This is a genomic window from Agrobacterium sp. rho-13.3, assembly GCF_033957765.2.
Classification (GTDB): domain Bacteria; phylum Pseudomonadota; class Alphaproteobacteria; order Rhizobiales; family Rhizobiaceae; genus Agrobacterium.
In genome coordinates this window covers 932,011-947,977 of the sequence record NZ_CP192775.1, presented here as the reverse complement: position 1 = coordinate 947,977, position 15,967 = coordinate 932,011, and the positions used below count along the sequence as shown (strand labels likewise).

Annotated in this window: 14 protein-coding genes; 3 read left to right on the top strand and 11 right to left on the bottom strand. The window is 55.6% G+C overall.

From position 1 onward, the window contains the following. Positions 1-972 (top strand): LysR substrate-binding domain-containing protein, encoded by a 972-nt coding sequence (locus RMR16_RS19260; protein WP_320198920.1) that lies wholly within the window; start codon positions 1-3, stop codon positions 970-972. A gap of 4 nt (positions 973-976) precedes the next feature. Here RMR16_RS19260 and RMR16_RS19255 read toward each other — a convergent pair whose 3' ends face one another. From RMR16_RS19255 to RMR16_RS19215, 9 genes are all read right to left on the bottom strand, one after another. After that, complete coding sequence (locus RMR16_RS19255) at positions 977-2,329, bottom strand: LLM class flavin-dependent oxidoreductase (RefSeq protein ID WP_320198919.1); 1,353 nt, start codon at positions 2,327-2,329, stop codon at positions 977-979. A gap of 51 nt (positions 2,330-2,380) precedes the next feature. Beyond that, positions 2,381-3,976, bottom strand: coding sequence for an ABC transporter substrate-binding protein (locus RMR16_RS19250; protein ID WP_320198918.1), 1,596 nt, complete (start codon positions 3,974-3,976; stop codon positions 2,381-2,383). Positions 3,977-4,007: 31 nt separating this feature from the next. Then, entirely contained in the window at positions 4,008-4,358 is a 351-nt protein-coding gene (locus tag RMR16_RS19245; protein WP_320198917.1) for a DUF3088 domain-containing protein, read from the bottom strand. A 281-nt stretch (positions 4,359-4,639) separates the two neighbouring features. Then, positions 4,640-6,235, bottom strand: coding sequence for an ABC transporter substrate-binding protein (locus RMR16_RS19240; RefSeq protein WP_320198916.1), 1,596 nt, complete (start codon positions 6,233-6,235; stop codon positions 4,640-4,642). Positions 6,236-6,261: 26 nt separating this feature from the next. Continuing rightward, positions 6,262-7,461: a M20 aminoacylase family protein gene (locus tag RMR16_RS19235; protein WP_320198915.1), complete on the bottom strand. Its 1,200-nt coding sequence runs from the start codon at positions 7,459-7,461 to the stop codon at positions 6,262-6,264. Positions 7,462-7,548: 87 nt separating this feature from the next. Then, the gene (locus RMR16_RS19230; RefSeq protein ID WP_320198914.1) at positions 7,549-8,730 is read right to left on the bottom strand and encodes an LLM class flavin-dependent oxidoreductase; all 1,182 of its coding nucleotides are present in this window, start codon (positions 8,728-8,730) and stop codon (positions 7,549-7,551) included. Continuing rightward, positions 8,721-9,617 (bottom strand): SDR family oxidoreductase, encoded by an 897-nt coding sequence (locus tag RMR16_RS19225; protein ID WP_320198913.1) that lies wholly within the window; start codon positions 9,615-9,617, stop codon positions 8,721-8,723. The genes RMR16_RS19230 and RMR16_RS19225 overlap by 10 nt, the downstream gene beginning before the upstream one ends. Positions 9,618-9,628: 11 nt before the next feature. Then, positions 9,629-10,684, bottom strand: coding sequence for an ABC transporter substrate-binding protein (locus tag RMR16_RS19220; RefSeq protein WP_320198912.1), 1,056 nt, complete (start codon positions 10,682-10,684; stop codon positions 9,629-9,631). A 175-nt stretch (positions 10,685-10,859) separates the two neighbouring features. Further along, positions 10,860-11,348, bottom strand: coding sequence for a hypothetical protein (locus RMR16_RS19215; RefSeq protein WP_320198911.1), 489 nt, complete (start codon positions 11,346-11,348; stop codon positions 10,860-10,862). Between the two features lie 137 nt (positions 11,349-11,485). Here RMR16_RS19215 and RMR16_RS19210 point away from each other — a divergent pair, with 137 nt between their 5' ends. Both RMR16_RS19210 and RMR16_RS19205 read left to right on the top strand, forming a co-directional pair. After that, entirely contained in the window at positions 11,486-12,154 is a 669-nt protein-coding gene (locus RMR16_RS19210) for a response regulator transcription factor (protein WP_320198910.1), read from the top strand. A 2-nt stretch (positions 12,155-12,156) separates the two neighbouring features. Beyond that, positions 12,157-13,542, top strand: a complete 1,386-nt coding sequence (locus RMR16_RS19205) for a sensor histidine kinase (RefSeq protein WP_320199015.1) — start codon at positions 12,157-12,159, stop codon at positions 13,540-13,542. 7 nt (positions 13,543-13,549) lie between these two features. On the opposite strand, the gene RMR16_RS19200 is transcribed toward RMR16_RS19205, so the two are convergent. Next, positions 13,550-14,239 (bottom strand): SDR family NAD(P)-dependent oxidoreductase, encoded by a 690-nt coding sequence (locus tag RMR16_RS19200; RefSeq protein WP_320199014.1) that lies wholly within the window; start codon positions 14,237-14,239, stop codon positions 13,550-13,552. A gap of 22 nt (positions 14,240-14,261) precedes the next feature. Next, positions 14,262-15,809, bottom strand: a complete 1,548-nt coding sequence (locus RMR16_RS19195) for a cryptochrome/photolyase family protein (RefSeq protein WP_320198909.1) — start codon at positions 15,807-15,809, stop codon at positions 14,262-14,264. Positions 15,810-15,967: the final 158 nt, after the last annotated feature.

Below are 15,967 nucleotides of genomic sequence, written 5' to 3'. Positions count from 1 at the left end.
ATGAGAACAGAGCTCATCTCTCCTTCGAAGGGCCAGCCAGCCTTGCGGTTGCCGACCCTTTCGCGGTTGCCGCCCTTGACTGCCTTGCGCGCCTTCGTGGTGGCCGCGCGGCACGCCAGCTTTTCGCGTGCTGCCGATGAGCTGCACGTCTCGACCACGGCCATCGGCCAGCAGGTTCGCATTCTGGAAACCCATCTCGGCCAACCCCTGTTCAGCCGTCAGCGCGGAGAACTGGCGCTGACGGAAGCGGGTGCCGCGCTCTATCCCGGATTGGCAGATGCTTTCGACGCGATGATCGGCAGTCTATCCGATCTCATTCGTTCGGGCGCACGATCAAAACTGAGCGTTATGGTCGACCCCTCATTTGCCGCACGCTGGCTTGCGCCACGGCTCGGTCGCTTCAACGAGGCGCTGGGCGACATCGAAGTTTCCATTGAAACGCCGGGCAGAGGCACCATCGATCTGTCGCATTTCGAGGCGGATTGCGCGATTGTTGCCACCAACGAACGTGCACCCGGTTTCGTCTACGAGCCTTTGTTTGATGATGCCGTCGTCGCCGTCTGCACACCAGAATTTTCGGAGAGAAACAGGCTGTTCGGCCAGCCGGAAAGATTGCGCGACCTCGGTTTTGAAGTTTTACGCGGCAACAGCGCCGACCCGGATTTTGAATGGACGAATTGGCTGCGCGCCTGCCGCATTCCCCTTCGACTTGCGGCGACTGGCCCGCGTTTCGCCTATCAACCAGCGCTGATCGAAGCGATACTCGCTGGCCACGGCATCGGTCTTGCGCGTCTTTCCCTTATTTCAGATGAGTTAAGCCGCAGAAGGTTGATCACCCCCTTCGGTGTGTCTCAACCGGCCTCCAGCCGTTACCATCTGATCACCACGCAAGAAAGACGCTGGCAACCGGAAGTCATTTCGCTGCTTTCGCTGTTGAGAGAGGAAAAGTCCTCTCTCGAAGTCGCGGCTTGATGTTTTATGCGCTTTGACGCTGCGTTTCACGCGCAGCGTAAATATTCTCCGGCCTTGGCAATCCATAATGATCGCGCAATGTGCTGCCTTCATATTCTTCCCGGAATAGACCGCGCTTTTGCAGGATCGGAACGACCTGATCGATAAACAGGTCGAGACCGCCTGTTAGCCAAGGCGGCATGATGTTAAAACCATCCGCAGCACCTTCGCGGAACCAGGTTTCGATCCAGTCCGCCACCTGCTCCGGCGTGCCGGCAATGACCTTATGGCCGCGGCCGCCTGCCAGCTTGTGCAGCAATTGCCTGATTGTCGGGTTTTCCCGATCGATAATATCGAGAACCAGTTGATGCCGGCTGCTGCCTGCCTGCGCTCGCGTTGCATCCACCGCATCCTGCGGCAAAGGCTTGTCGAGATCGGCACTCCCGAGATCGATGCCGGTAATGCGGTTGAGTTGTGTCAGTGAAAACGCAGGCTGGATGAGATCGTTGAACTGCGCTTCCAGCTTGATCGCTTCCATTGCTGTCGCGGCGATGAAAGGGCTGATTCCCGGCAGAATCTTCACATGGGCAGGATTGCGGCCTGCGGCCGCAACCCGTTTTTTGATGTCCGAATAAAATGCCTTGCCGCTTTCCAAAGTCTGGTGCGCGGTAAAGATGGCTTCAGCATAACGCGCAGCAAAACCACGCCCCTCTTCCGAAGCACCGGCCTGCACATAAACCGGTCTACCCTGTGGGGAGCGCGGCAAATTCAGAGCGCCCTTGACCTGATAAAACTCACCCTTGTGATTGGCGGGGTGAATACGATCCGTTTCAGCAAACAGCCCGCTTTCCTTATCCGCGATAATAACGTCATCTTCCCAGCTATCCCAAAGCTTTGTGACAACATCGATGAACTCGGCCGCCTGTCGGTAACGATCCGCATTGGCAGGGTGCTTGGCCAAACTGAAATTGGCTGCTGCCGTATCGACAGATGTGGTGACGATGTTCCAGCCCACGCGCCCGCCGCTGATATGATCGACAGAGGCGAAGAGCCGGGCGAGATTATAAGGCTCGTAGTACGTCGTTGATGCCGTTGCGACGAAACCGATTTTTTCCGTTACCGCCGCGAGAGCGGCAAGCATGGTGATCGGCTCTAGCCTGTGTTTGGCAGAGTAACGAATATTGCTGTCCAGAACCGGGGCATCAGCAAAGAAAATCGCGTCCAGTTTCGCTGCTTCCGCTCTTTTTGCGATATGCTGATAGAGCTTTATATCGGTGACGCGATGCGGCTCCGACTCCGGGTGACGCCATGCCGCCTCGTGGTGCCCGCCCGGATAAATGAAAGCATTGAGAACCAGCTTTTCGGATTTTCTGCTCATGATTGTCCCGATCCTGATTTTATCAAGGGAGGAGTGCAGCTAGAGCTGCACTCACGCCTCCTTTGTCAGCCACGCCTTTGCCAGATTGCCACCCAAGCCCTCTGCGCCAACCGCGTAGTCCTTCACCCGCACGCTGCCGACAACCGGCTGGATGGGGGAAACGAGGTTGATGACGGGGAGGTCTTTTGCCACGATAACCTGAAACTCCTTGAAGAAGGCCGCGCGCTTTTCGATATCCGGCTCCACGGCTGCGGCTTCCAGCAGCCGGTCGACCTCAGGGTTTTCATAGTGGCTGGCATTGGAGAACGGCAGGCCGATCTTGAAGTTCTTGCTCCAGTAAACGCGCTGCACACCGGCTGTTGGGTCAAACGTGTTGGAAAGAGATTCCACCGAAAGATCCCAGGCGCGATCCGTGTAGACCACTTTCACGTAGGTCGCGAAGTCGAACTTCTGGATGTCAGCTTCGATGCCGATTTTTGCCAGAGCCTGGGAAATGAAATCCGAATAGGTCTGCGGGTTAAACGGGTTGGTGGTCACGCGCAGCTTGAAGCGTTTGCCGCCTTCCTTGCGTGGAAAACCGGCGTCATCCAGCAGCTTTTCCGACAGCTTGGTATCAAACTTGGCAAAGCCGATATCTGGATTGTGGAACTTCGGCAAGCCGGGACTAATCGGTGTTGGCGACGGAACGCCGTAACCGTAAAGCACGATGTCGATCAGAGATGGCACATCGATAGAGTGGGCAATGGCCTGACGGACTTTCAAATCCTTCAGATATTGGTTTTCAAGGTTGATGACGAGCTGGTTTTGCTGACCGGCATAGGCATAGATGCGGTCGTCCACCTTCAGCGTCGGAACGGCCTTCAGCCGCTCCAGATCAGCAAGCGCGACAGGGTTTGGCCCAATATCACCCTCGCCGGTTTCGAGGGCCGCGGCTCTTGCACCCGCGTCGTTGATAAGGCGCACGATGACGCGTTCCAGATGAGGACGTGGCGCATCCCAATATTCCGGGTTCTTTTCCAGAAGAATATGGCTGCCCGGCACCCATTCCTTCAGCACGAAGGGACCACTGCCGATAATCTGGGCCGTCTTGGGGTTTTCGGTCGGCTTGAAGGTTTCGAAAATATGCTTCGGAACGATGGGCGATTCAGAGGATGCCAGGGCTGTGATCAAACTTGGCGTTGGTTTCGCAAGCTTCACCTTGGCAATGTGCGGGTTGGACGTATCAACGCTTTCGACCTGCGAGAACGTAGCGCGGCCACGCGGGTGGGCTTCTTTCAGGCGCAGGATGGAGAAGGCAACGTCTTCCGATGTCACCGGCTTGCCATCATGAAACTTTGCCGCTGGCTGCAAATGGAAGACATATTCGAGACCATCCGGCGAAACGGTCCACTCCTTCGCCAAGCTTGGTTTCGGCGTCAGATCATAATCATAGGTCAACAGACCATCATAAATCTTCGATCCGATAAACTGTGGGCCGCCCGCACTGGTGTTGATGGCAACAAGCTGGGTTGGTTCCGGGAAATACACGATCTTGAGTGTACCGCCGTCAACCGGCTCTTCGGCGGCTGCAAAGCCGCCACCCGGCACGGCGATAAAAGCGCCAGCGGCGAGTGCGATTTTGTGAAACTGGCGTCTGGAAAAACTCATTTGCGTCTCCGAAAAATAAGAAAAACGGGCATCAATGCAGATGCGGAAAACCGTGGCGCTCGGCCAGAAGCTGAAGGATGCGCTTGGTGTCCTGAATGAAGCGCTTGTCGCCATGCGTGGCGGCGTCTGCCGGAGCATCGCCTGCGAAAATCAACAGCGGAAGCGGCTGGTTCTCCTCACCCACTTCGGCGATTACGGCCTCACGCGGACGCTGGAAACCGACGCGATGAATATCAAGCTTCTCAGCCAGTTGCGGAAAGCCAGCAAGCAGTCCTTCAATCTGGTTGCAATGCGGGCATACGAATTGGACACCCGGCTGTTTGGGGTCTTCAAAACCGGGCGAAATGAGAAAAAGCGTATCTTTAGCCATGGTATCCATCATGTTGAATTACAGTCTGATGGAACACTGCAAGGCAATCTTGTGCGGGTCTAGAAAGGTATTCTTGCCGACGCAGGAAGAATACCTTTCTTTAGAAATCGCATCGAAATGGGGTTCTTTAGAAAATCGTTTCAGCACGATTTCGTTTTACGCAACGTGAAAAAGGGGCAAACGGTTTGCTGCAAAGTCGGCAAGCACGCGACGGCACAAAAACGGCTTTCGAGAACAGAGGCAACAAAAAACCCGGCGAAAGCGCCGGGTTTTGAGTGAGGAAACAACGTCCATCAGCTTTGTGGCTGCTTCCAAGCCGTGGCGAGGTCGCTGTAAGCGATATCAATTGTAGTCACGAGCGATTGCAGATTGGCTCTGCGTAGAATGACGGTTGGCAGTGCGACGATTGAGAAACTCGGCAGATCGTCGCCGGTGATCTTCTGGATCGCCTTGAACTGAGCAGCGCGCTTTGTCTCGTCTCCTTCAATAGCCGCTGCGCGGAAAAGGTCATCCACCTGCGGATTGTTGTAATGCGCTGCATTGACGTAAGGAGCCGGGTTCTTGATGCCATCAGACCAGTATAGGCGCTGAACACCCGCTGTCGGATCGAACAGACGGCTGATGCCGTTTACCGTGATGTCGAAGCCACGTTCCGTGTAGACACGCTTGATAAAGGTGGCCAGATCGCCATCGACAATCTCGATCTTGACGCCCAGCTTGCCGAAGGATGAGCGCAGGTAGTCTGCCGTCTTTTTGAAGACATCGGACGGGAGATACGCGATACGCAAGGAAAAGCGTGCTCCATCCGCTCCCTTTGGATATCCGGCCTTGTCCAGCAATGCATTGGCTTTCGCAGGATCGAAAGGATAACTGAACGGCGCTTCATCGTTGTAAGCTGTAAAAACAGCCGGAATATTTGAACCGGCTGGCTTGGCCGTGCCATAGAAAATCGCGTCATTGATGAAGTTGCGATCAATCGCATGGGCCAGCGCGTGACGCACTTCCTTCTTGGCCAGAATGGAATTTTCAAGGTTGAATTCCAGAATGGCGGTGTTGTTGAGATAAGCGTCCGTGTAAACTTCCACCGACAGTTTCTTGTCCTGCCGCAGACGCTCCAGATCTCCAAAGGCAACATCTGACGCGTAATCTGCTTCACCCGTTTCGACAGCGATGGTTGCCGCTGTTGCATCCGCAAAGAAGCGTGCGACAAAACCCTCCAGATGCGGCAGACCGGCCTGCCAGTAATTTGGATTTCGCTTCAGCTTGACGTAGCTGCCGCGTTTCCACTCTTCAAACACGAATGGTCCAGTGCCAATAGGCGCATTGCCGTTCGGGCTCTCATTGTATTTATCCGTGGGGTAGGCATGTGCCGGCAAGATCGGCGTTTCCCCGCCCGTCAAAGCCCGAAGAAGATATGGTGTCGGCCTGGAAACAACCACAACCGCTGTTAGCGGGTCGGGGGTTTCAACATCGGCAATATTGGCGAAGGTGATCCGCGCACGCGGGCCGACCTTCTTGAAGGCCAGCAGCGAGAACTTCACATCCGCCGATGTAAAATCCTTGCCATCGTGCCATTTCACACCCTTGCGCAGCTTGAACGTGAGGCGCAATCCGTCAGCCGATAGCGCCCAGCTTTCGGCCAGAACAGGCTGCGGATTGAACTCGCCGTCGAACTTGACCAGCCCTTCATGAATTTTCGTTGAAATGGCGCGGGTGCGAGTGTTGCTGTCGGAAAGCGGCACCAGGGTCGTCGGCTCACCAAGTCCTGCGAAGGTTACGATCCCACCCTTGCTGGGTGTTTCGCCTGCCGCAAAAGAAATCGACGGCAGCAATGTCGCCCCACCTAAAGCGGCGCCCAGCAGCAGCGCCTTACGTCTTGTCAAATCCATGATCTGTTTCCTCTATTCTTTTTAAATTATTGCGTTTTCAGGCGATTTTCGACCAGCCGTGCGAACAGGGTTGAGCCGACCGGCAAGATGTCATCATCAACAATAAAACCCGGATTGTGGGCTGGAACGGTGCCGGAATGACCGAGCGTGAAAAACGCGCCCGGCGCATGTTTCAGAAAATCTGCGAAGTCTTCGCTTCCCAGAAAGCGACCCGGTTCGGTGGAAACACGCTCGGTTCCTAAAACCTCGCGGGCCACATTGGCCACGACGTCCACAGACGCGGCGTCATTGGTCAGAACTGAGAAAATATCGCGAATATCCACCTGCGCCGTCAGCCCATGGGCTGCTGCGACGTGGTCCGAGATTGTGCGGATACGCTGCCGGATGGTCGCGCGCACCGTGTCAGAAAAAGCGCGGACTGTTCCGGCGAGCGAGGCGGTTTCCGGTATGACGTTATACGCAGAACCGGCCTCGATGCGGGTGATGGAGAGTACGGCCGGTTCAGTGGCAGGGACATTGCGGCTGACGATGGTTTGCAATGCCTGAATCAGTTCGCCCGTGGCCGGAATAGGGTCATGCGCAACATCTGGATGTGCCGCATGGGCGCCTTTTCCCTTCAACCGGATATCGAAGAAATCCGCGCCCGCCAGCACGGTGCCATGCGACACTTTAAGGTGGTTGGGCGCGGCATGGGTCGAATTGTGAAGCCCATAAATCTCATCAACCGGAAAATCCTTGAACAACCCGTCCGCGATCATCGCGCGCGCGCCGCCCAAACCTTCTTCCGCAGGCTGAAAAATGAAAATGACCGTGCCGGAGAAATCCCGTGTCTCAGCCAAATAACGCGCCGTACCGAGCAAAATCGTCGTGTGAACATCATGCCCGCAGCCGTGAAATTTATCCGGATAAACAGATGCGTAAGGCAGTCCTGTTTCTTCCGGCATGGGCAGGGCATCCATGTCGGCGCGCAAACCGATCACACGATTGCCCGCCTGTTTTCCTCGCAGGACCCCGACCACGCCGGTCTTGCCATAACCCCGATGTACTTCGATGCCCCATGAGGCAAGCTTTTCAGCCACGATGCCGGATGTGCGAACTTCCTCGAAACCGATCTCCGGATGCCGGTGCAGATCGTGGCGAATGGAAACAAGCTCAGGCACATAGGTGCCGATCAGATCGATGATCTTGGGTTGCGATGTCTTGACGGGATCGACGGCGATATTCACAAGGCTTATCCTTCGGGCAATAGATAGACGCTTCCGCAATCGGTACGATTGCGGGTTCGGGCATTTCAGGAATTGTTTGTCTGTTGCTTAGAGCCGCAGACCCGCCTCTTTCATCAACGGCAAAATACGGTCGCCGAAATATTCGAGGTCTTCGCGGAAATCGTAAAAATTCAGTTGCACGCCATCGATGCCGGTCTTTTTCAGCGCCACGAGCTGCTCCACCACTTGCTCCGGTGAACCGATAATCTCGATGTTGCCGCCGAGATTGCGACCCTGCTTGTGGCTGGCATCACCACGCCCGCGCCAGGCGTGTGCATCGCTTTCATAGGTGTTCGTCGCAAAAGCGCGTTTTCCGACTTGGGGTTTTCCGGCTTCGATAGCATCCGCATAAGCAAAGGCTTCAGCCTCCGTATCGCGGCTGACGATAATCGGATTAATCAGCGTTTTCACGTCGCGACCATAGGATTTGGCGCGATTTTTCACCGTCGTCACATGGTCCGGCAGAGTTTCCAGCGCGCTGTCGATATGCGCACCGCCTGGCGAGGTGACGAAGACCAGATCGGAATGACGAGCAGCAAAATCGATCCCAGCCGGTGAGCCCGTTGCTGTGACAAGGTTTGGTCTCCCAAAGGCAGGTTTTGGTGTGATCCAGCCATTATTGATCGCCCACGGATTGAGCTTGCCCTCGTAGCTGAAGTTTTCCGTTTCACCCCAGAGACGGTTCAAAACATCGAACAATTCACCCGCCATATCGTAGCGCTTGTCATGCTCGATCCGCTGCCAGCCGAACATTTCATGTTCAATGGCGCGGTGGCCAGTGACGATGTTGATGCCCCAGCGACCCTTGGCGATGTGGTCCAGCGTCGCACCATATTTTGCCAGATGCAATGGATGCAGCGGGCCATATAGAACATGGATGGTGGAGATCAGCAGAATGCTTTTCGTCGCTGCTGCCATCGCACCAAGTGCAATGAAGCTATCCAGAGACGAGTCGCCGTCATATCCGCCCTTCGGCAGCCACTGGGTGCGGCTAAAGGCAATTTCAAAGCCGAGCTCTTCGGCCCGCTGCGTCACTTCGAGATTGTAGTCGAATGTCCAGCTGTTGCTGGTGGGGTGACTGGAAAAGTTGATATCTTGCAGATTGAGGAACAGTCCAAGCATCAAAGGCTGTTTGGCCGCGCGGCTGAGCGGGCTTTCCTCAAAATCGAATGGCCGTTTCAAATCCAGCCCTTCGGTCAATGACGGGTTAAGCGGCGCAGTCAGTGCCATGTTTTCTCACCTTTCGGATCATTCGTTTTTATTGGGGGAGCGGCAAACTGGTTGCGCACATAAGTCTCCACCGTCCGTGGCTGCTGGCCGGTAATCTGGGTGATGGTATCGGTCACGGAAGCCGCTAACCCTTCGCCAATGAGCTGGACGAACTCACCGATAGCGCGCTGGTCGAACGGATCGAGATGTGGCGGCAGTGCCGATGAGGGTTTTTGCGAAACGCCGATAGGGCGTTGCAGCACGCGCGCGATGATACGGGCGATTTCCAGTGCCGTCAGCGCCTCTGTGCCGGTAAGAATGAGCGGTCCAGTGATTGGTGCCTGCGCCACCAATGCATGGACTGCGACATCGGCAATATCCTGCGCATCGATAAAAGAAACGGCGGCATCGCCATACCGGGTTGGCAAATCTTCCCCCTTGCGGGCGGCAGCGATAACGGGTGCAAGCCCCACCTGCATCCACGCATTTGGCCGCAGCACCGCGTGTTCTATGCCACTTACCGTAAGGTGCTCTTCCACGGCTCTATGTGCGGCACCGGAGACCGAACGGTCTGCATTACGGATTGTCCAATCGGAGCCGGATATTTTGACGATCCGTGACACACCCGCAGCCTTGGCAGCATCGATTACCGCAGTCTGATAGGTCACCAGATATTCGCTGATCGGCGACAGCAGAAACAGCGCACGAGTCCCAAGCGCCGCTTCTTTAAGGCTTGCCAGATCGGCAAAATCGCCGCGCACAATCTCAACCCTATCGCCCCACAACACTAAGGCGTCATCCGGGCGTCTGGTCAGCACTCGCACGCGCTCGCCGTTGTCGAGCAAACGCTGAACAACAAGCTTACCAAGTCTTCCGGTGGCGCCGGTGATGAGAATGGGGCCGGTCATATATCAGCCCCCTATGTTTCAAGCGACTGGCGTGCCGTGGCCAACGGACGCGGATCGACCCAAGACTGCACATCGAAATCTGCCGGAATGAATTTCCACTGATAGAGAAAATCCTTAAAATGGCTGATGGCGTCGATTTCGGCAGGATCAAGATCGAGGACGAGATGGCGATATACCTGCGGGCCATTTGCGGCCAGAACCGCATCTTCGCTGATGCCGATTTCCCGTGCGATGGAGCGAACGGCTTCGCCCGGATTGTTATTGGCCCAATCCGCCACACGCTGCACCGTCGCCACCAGTTCGGCAACGAGATCGGGCCGCTCATCTGCAAATTTGGCATCCACCGTCAAAGGGCGGGGCGTTCCGTTGTTGATGCGGATTTTGGGATCGGGATGGAAACCAGTGGATACGATCACGCGCGCTCCAACAAGGTTAGCAATCGTCACTCCCTCGGCACCTTTAACGAAAAACGCATCAATTTCGCCACGATGCAATGCCGCAACCTCTTCACTGTATGGAAAACGACGCTTCAAGCCATGAAACCTGTCGTCTGTCGTGCCCAACAAAACCGGCTCGTTAGACACCAGATCGACCAGCTCCACATCGTCAACAGCAAGGCCCGAAATCGTCAGAGCCGACACAATTCCCTTCAGGGACGTTGCGCGCTGGAAATCGATGGATTCGTTTGGCCTTTTTGGCAGGCCGATCCGCCTGCCCTTCAAATCTTCACCCGTTGCAATTTTTGCACCGGGAAGAGCAATGACTGCCTGAAATTCGTCTGTTCGCGTCAACCCGATCAACCGCGTCTGGCGGCCCCCTGACCTTGCCCAGATCGGTGGGATATTGCCCCCTTGGCGGAAAGACCAGTCCAGACGGTGATCGAAATGGCTTTGCCGGATGGCTGGATCGGCCGCATCGCGAATGGAGGAGACGCTGACGCCATGCGTAGCAAAACTTTGTTCGACCCATCCCAACTGCGCCGCGATAGAAAGCGGCGTCGGTGCCGGGCACCGGGCGTACCAGACATTGTCAGGTTGGTTTATCTCGCGAAGCGCCGCATCAGCCATCAGCATCGATCCTTGCAAACTCTATCCAAGGATCACGCTACACGCTCATAAATATTTTCTATAGATATAGTATGCTATTTCGTGAGCGACAGGAGAAAACTGTTTCGCCTAATCGATGCTGTGTAAAGCGATTGCGCGACGCATATGGAATGAACGTCGCGCAAGCTTGTTTGCATTATGGTGCCAGTTTGTGCATGAGGTCCGCGATTTGTCTGTGCGGTGGCGGGCCTTTCTGTGGGCCGAGCGCTTCGGTTTTGCCGTCTTGGCGAACAAGATAGCTGGCGCGGACGAAACCATTATCGAAACGGCCCTGCACGGTTACGGCTTCATTCGCTTTGACAAGATCGCCATCGTCACCCGCTGGCCCGGTTTCGACCAGTGCTTTGCCGCTCTCATCCTGCAAGATGAACTTATTGCCATAGATTTCAGCGACCGTTCCCTTGATGGTGACGAGGCTTGATGTTGGCATGGTGGAAATTGCGACCGGCGTAACCGGTGCCATTTCAGGCGTTGGGCGTACCAGTTTCATGGCACCTGCCCCACCCACGACGCCGATGGCGAGTGCGACCGCTGCGGCGGCAATCGGCAAAGCGTAACGTCTGCTGTGTTTGTGTGGCGGTGGAACCGGCGCTGCATGTTCGTGAATTTGGTCTTCGTTCTGCATTGTGATGCTCCTCTTAATCAGTGACGATCACAATCTAGACCACGCATCCACTCGCCTCGCTGAACCTTCCTGTTCAGTTTGAGTTAAGCTGCCATCTTTAAGTTTTCGGTTTTCCCTCCTCAACGAAAGTCCACCTTATGCGCGTCTTGCTCGTGGAAGATGACGAAGATCTCAGTGGCCGGATTGCAAGCGCCCTTCGGCTAGAAAACTTCGTTGTCGACATTGCTCGGAATGGCGAAGACGCTTTGCATGCAGGACTGACGGAACTGTTCGATGTCGCGGTTCTGGACCTCGGCCTTCCGAAAATCGATGGGATTGCCGTGCTGAAAGGATGGCGTGAGGGGGAGCGAAATTTGCCAGTGCTGGTTTTGACGGCACGAGATGGTTGGCCGGATAAAGTGGCAAGCTTCAAGGCCGGAGCAGATGACTTTTTGCCAAAACCTTTCAAGGTGGAGGAACTGGTGCTGCGGCTTCGCGCGCTGGTGCGACGAGCGGCAGGCTATGCATCGGCAAGGCTGAACTGCGGGCCCCTGGTCTTTGATGCGCAGTTGGGAACATTCGAGCTGGATGGCCTACCGCTGAAATTGACCGCACTGGAATGGCGCGTGCTGTCGTGCTTGATGTTGCGCAAAGAAACCATCGTGGACCGGCGCGAACTGAACGAGCGTGTTTATGATGGCGATGCAGAGGTGGATTCCAATTCGATCGAAGTCATCGTTGCACGGCTGAGAAAGAAGGTTGGCGCGGAGCGGATAGAGACCGTGCGCGGGCGAGGTTATATGCTGACCGCAATGGTGGCGTCTTGAAAATAGTGCGCCTTAATCAACCCAAATCTATCGCGGGACGACTACTGTTATTTTCGGGCCTCTTCGTCACCGCCGCTCTTGTCGTTGCCTCGGTGATTTTATGGCTGGCTTTGAAAAACGTGGTGCGCGAACAGGTCGATCAGCGTCTCGACACGCAGATCGGCGCGCTCACCGGTGCCGTCACGCGGTTGCCGGACGGTGGACTTTCGCTGTCCACTGCGGTCGATCCTCCACCGTTTGATCGTGTCGGATCGGGCTGGTACTGGCAGATCGACGCGAACGAAAAACGTCTGACGTCACGCTCTCTGACGCAAAATTCAATAGATGCTCCACCTGCACGGCAAGACTTGCGGCATATTTTTACCGGAATGGCGTCCCCCGGTGAAAGCAAAGACAGCCAAGGGAAGGCACTTTACACACGCCAAGCCATCCGCAGCATCGACGGCGTGATGATGACGTTTACCGCAACGGCACCGATAGCTGCGCTGAATGATCCGGCCGTTCGTGCGCTTTTTTGGCTGATACCCTGCATGCTTCTACTGGGTGTTGTGCTGCTGGCTGGAACGCTTTGGCAGATACGGTTCGGCTTGCGGCCACTCTCACATATGGTTGGTGATATCGACGCGATCAATCGCGGAGAACTGGCGCGTCTGCCGCCACAGCAAACACCGGAGCTTGCTCCTCTATCGCTCAAGACAAACGCGCTCATCCTCTCAAACGAGGAGCGCCTGACCGCAACCCGCATGCAATTTGCTAACCTCGCGCACGGTCTCAAAACACCGGTTGCCAGTCTTTTGCTGGCACTCGACGATGGCAATGACCCGGATGGCAGTTTGCGTAAACTCAGCCGCCGGATCGATCAAAGGATCAAGCATCACCTCAGCGCTGCCCGCCATGCCATGGCATCCGGCGGCAGTGCTGCGAGCACCAGCGTTTCAACTTCGGTGACAGATTTGCATCTGGCAATCGGTTCGATCCATGCGGAGAAAAAGATCGCGTTCGAGACTGATATCGATGCAGCATTGAAGGTTGCGTGTGATGAAAACGATGTCGAGGAGATGCTCGGCAATCTGATGGACAATGCTTTCAAGTGGGCATCGTCGCGTGTCAGCGTCACTGCGCGGCGGCAGGAGGCCTTTGTGCGGATTACCGTCGCTGATGATGGGCCGGGTATTGCAAAAGACCGGCTGGACGCCGTGCTTCTACCGGGTATCCGGGAAGACGAACGCGTTCCGGGATCAGGTTTTGGCCTGACTATTGTTAAGGAACTGGCTGAACTTTACGGTGGGGCGCTGCTTCTGGAACCCGCATCTCCCACCGGCCTTGTCGCGACAATCAACTTGCCTGCATCTGTGCAATCGTCCAGCCGGCTATCGCGCTCTCGCTAGCTCGCTTTCACCACTCAATGGCGCTTCCATCATAGGCCAAGAAATGGCCTGATTGCTCTGGGTGTAACTGATCCAGCACAGACAGCATGGCAGTGGCGCTTTCAGACGGCGCCATGCGTGCGTGCCCGGCGGCGTATCCCTCTGTCAGCGTCGTTGCCACGGTTCCGGGGTGTATGGCCACAACAGCCGCATGCGGATGGGTACGTTTGATTTCGACTGATGCGGTGCGAACGATCTGGTTTAACGCCGCTTTGGATGCCCGGTAGGAAACCCAGCCACCGAGATGGTTGTCTCCAATGGAACCGACGCGGGCCGAAAGAAATGCCATCAACGACCTCTCGCCCCGCACAAGCTTGGGGGTGAAATGTTTCAGCACCAGCGCTGTGCCCAGCGCATTCAGTGCAAACTGCTTCATCATGGCGTCGGTCGTTATTTGTTTCAGGGATTTCTCCGGCCCGACACCCTCAATCGTCAGACCTCCAGTTGTGCAGAACACAAGATTGAATTGGCCCTCCAGTTTTGCGGCTGCATCTGCAACGCTGTTTTCATCGGTGACATCCAGACCATCATGCCGCCGGGACAACAATACAAGGTCGCCGCATCTGGGATCGTCACCGATCGCCTTAGCTACAGCGGCACCTATGCCGCCACTCGCACCGATCACGATGGCGCGGTATCCTTCCGGCAGTGATGTCATCGACATGGTCAGTCCTTCGTTTCTAGACGGCAACGCCATCGTCAAGCTTTTTCAAAAAGGTACGAGCACTGTCTTTATAAGTATTTTGCTGCCCTTCTTCCATGCGTCGCCAATTGGCGTAGGGCTGGGCGAGCCTGCGATTACCAGAAAGTTTTTCTTTGTTACGGTCCAAGAAATCCCAATAAAGCGCATTGAATGGACAGGCACCCTCGCCGGTCTTGCGGCGCACGTCATAGTGACAATCTTCGCAATAATCCGACATGCCGGAAATATAAGCACCGCTGGCGGCATAGGGTTTGGAGCCGAGCATGCCGCCATCGGCAAACTGGCTCATGCCGATAACGTTTGGCAGTTCCACCCACTCATAGGCATCGGCATAAACCTCCAGATACCATTCATGAAGGGCAAAGGGGTCAAGACCCGCAAGCATGGCGAAATTGCCGGTTATCATCAATCGTTGAATATGATGCGCATATGCGTTGTCGATTGTTTCACCGATGACTGTCGCAAGACAGGCCATGTCGGTCTTTCCAGTCCAGAAGAAACCCGGCAATGGCCGTGAGGCATCAAAGAAGTTGCGATGGGCATAGTCCGGCATAAACTGCCAGTACACGCCGCGCACATATTCCCGCCAACCGATGATCTGGCGAATAAATCCTTCGACGGCATTAAGAGGTGCCTGGCCCTGCAAATAGGCCCGTTCCGCCGCCTGACACAGCGATAAGGCGTCAAGGAATCCGAGATTGATATAGAAGGAAAGCAGCGAGTGATTGAGGAAAGGATCATCCTTCACCATCGCATCCTGCGTTTCTCCAAAACCACGCAGAAAATCTGCGATGAACGCATCCGCAGCCTTTTCGGCATCAGTGCGTGTGACGGCAAATGAGAAGCCTTTGGCAGAACCCATATGCTTGGGAAACCGCGCCTCAACCAATTCCATAACGTCACACGTTATCTGATCGGGCTTAAACTCCGGGTGTCTCGGGCGGAACAGGTCTGGTTTTGCAGGTGCGCGATTTTCGCTGTCGAAGTTCCAACGCCCGCCAACGGGTTGGTCGCCTTCCATCAGCAGGCGGGTCTTGCGTCGCATTTCGCGATAAAAAAACTCCATCCGCAACTCACGTCGCCCTTCCGCCCAAAGACGGAACTCCTCATGCGAGCAGAGAAATCGCGTGTCCGCGCGAATATCGACAGGAACTGCGATCTCCGCCTCCCACGCCTTTACTGCTTGCATCACACGCCACTCGCCGGCCTCGGTTATCACGATGCGTTCCGGGTGGAGTGTGGCAACAGCGCGCTTCAGCTCGCCAGAAAACGAACCGGAATTTCCTGCATCGTCCAGCCGCACGTAATGCACACTGAAACCCTGTGCGGACAACTCTTCTGCAAAATGCCGCATGGCCGAAAGCACAAGGACAATCTTTTTGCGATGGTGACGAACATAGGTCGTTTCCTCTGCCACTTCGCACATAAAAATGACGTCACGCTTTATGTCTGCTCCTGCAAGACTGGATATGCCCGCAGACAGTTGATCGCCCAATATGAAAATAAGATGTCGGCAGGAAGTCATAGAAAAAGCCCCGGTGTTGTCTTGTGAGACTACGAGCGAATGCGACGAGCGGATGACCATTGGCAAGGGTTTATTGTAACGACGGGCTTCCCCACTCGCATACCCATGACATCACTTTTCACCAGACATAACCGACCCGCTTGACACGAATGAACTAA